The organism is Anaerolineales bacterium, assembly GCA_022866145.1.
Lineage (GTDB): Bacteria > Chloroflexota > Anaerolineae > Anaerolineales > E44-bin32 > PFL42.
Genome location: JALHUE010000347.1, coordinates 1 through 1,613, shown reverse-complemented (window position 1 = coordinate 1,613; position 1,613 = coordinate 1). Strand labels below are relative to the sequence as shown.

Sequence of the window (1,613 nt, the reverse complement as noted above, 5' to 3'; positions counted from 1 at the left end):
GCCGCGCTGGCAGGAGAACGCCATGGCTAGTCTGGTTCGAGAGTTGATGCACCCGGGTCTGATCACCTGCCGGCCCGACGCCCCGCTGGGGCAGGTCGCCGTCTTGCTGGACCAGCACCACGTGCATGCCCTGATCGTGGCCGACCGCGATGGCCGGCCGCTGGGCGTGATCACCGATTTCGACCTGCTGGCGGCCGAGTGGCTGTCCACCGACCCGGAAAGCCTGGAGGCCATGCGCCGGATGACGGCGGGCGAGTTGATGACCTTTCCGATCGACAGCATCGAGGCCGGAGCGGAGGTCTGCGATGCCGCCGCCCGCATGCACCAGGAGGGGATCAGCCGGCTGCTGGTGGAAGATCGCGACAAGCCGGTCGGCGTGATCTCAGTCTCGGACTTCGTTGCCAGCCTGGTGGAGGCCCGGCCGATCGAGCGCCGGTCGGTAGCCGACGTGATGTCGCGGGCCATGCTGGTGTGCCGCGAAAACACGCCCGTCGCTTACGTGGCTCGGGCCATGACCGATGCCGGCTACCGCTCGGTGCTGGTGGTCACCCCCAACGGACGTCCCGTGGGCATGGTCAGCGGGGCTGACCTGCTGCCGTTCTGCGGCGACGAGGACGCCTACAAGTCCACCGCCGCCCAGGTGATGCATGAATTGCTGACCATTTCGCCGAGCGCCTCGCTGCGCGAAGCGGCCGACGCCATGATCGACCACCATCACCACCGATTGGTGGTGGTGGATGAGCAGCAGCCCGACAGCATCCCGCTGGGTGTGATTTCGACCTATGACATTGTGGGCATGATGGCCCAGCCGGGTTCCGTCTGGAGACGATAACCCGGCCGGCCCTTCCGGCCCGGCACCGGGGTGGCGTTGAACCACGCACTTCACAAGGAGGTCGCCTATGGCGTCCGCGTTTCCAACCCAGGCACAGGTTGTCATCATCGGCGGCGGCGTGGGAGGCTGCAGCATTGCCTACCACCTGACCAAGATGGGGTGGACGGATGTGGCGGTGCTCGAGCGTCACGAGCTGAACAGCGGCTCCACCTGGCACTCGGCCGGGCTGGTCGGCCAGCTGCGCTCCGATTTCAACCTGACGCGCCTGATGACCTACAGCACCGATCTCTACCGCAAGCTCAAAGATGAGACCGGGCAGGACACTGGCTGGCGCGAGGTCGGCGGAATCCGGCTGGCCTCTTCCCCGGAGCGCCTGGTCGAGCTCAAGCGCCAGGTCGGCTACGCTCGCTCCTTTGGCATGCCGCTGGAGATGATCTCTCCCCAGGAAGCGCAGAAGATGTTCCCGATCATGAACATCGACGGCGTGCTGGGGGCGGTCTACACTCCGACCGACGGCATCATCGACCCCACCGGGCTGACGATAGCCCTGGCGGCCGGCGCCAAGAGCCGGGGCGCCAAGTTCTTCACCGAGACGCTGGTCACCGGGATCAACCTGAAGGACGGCCGGGTGGATGAGGTCGTCACCTCGCGCGGCACCATCAAGACCGAGATTGTTGTCAATGCCGCCGGGCAGTGGGGCGGCGACGTCGGGCGAATGGTCGGCATCTACCTGCCGGTGGTGCCGATGGCCCACCTGTACCTGATCACCAAGCCCATCGAG

General features: G+C 66.5%; 2 protein-coding genes. Both read left to right on the top strand.

Features of this window, described 5'->3' with window-relative positions; all coding sequences use genetic code 11:
- The coding region (locus tag MUO23_10730; protein MCJ7513429.1) for a CBS domain-containing protein at positions 1-832 on the top strand (832 nt) is incomplete at its 5' end.
- A 67-nt stretch (positions 833-899) separates the two neighbouring features.
- Positions 900-1,613: FAD-binding oxidoreductase (locus MUO23_10725; protein MCJ7513428.1), on the top strand; the 714-nt coding region annotated here is incomplete at its 3' end.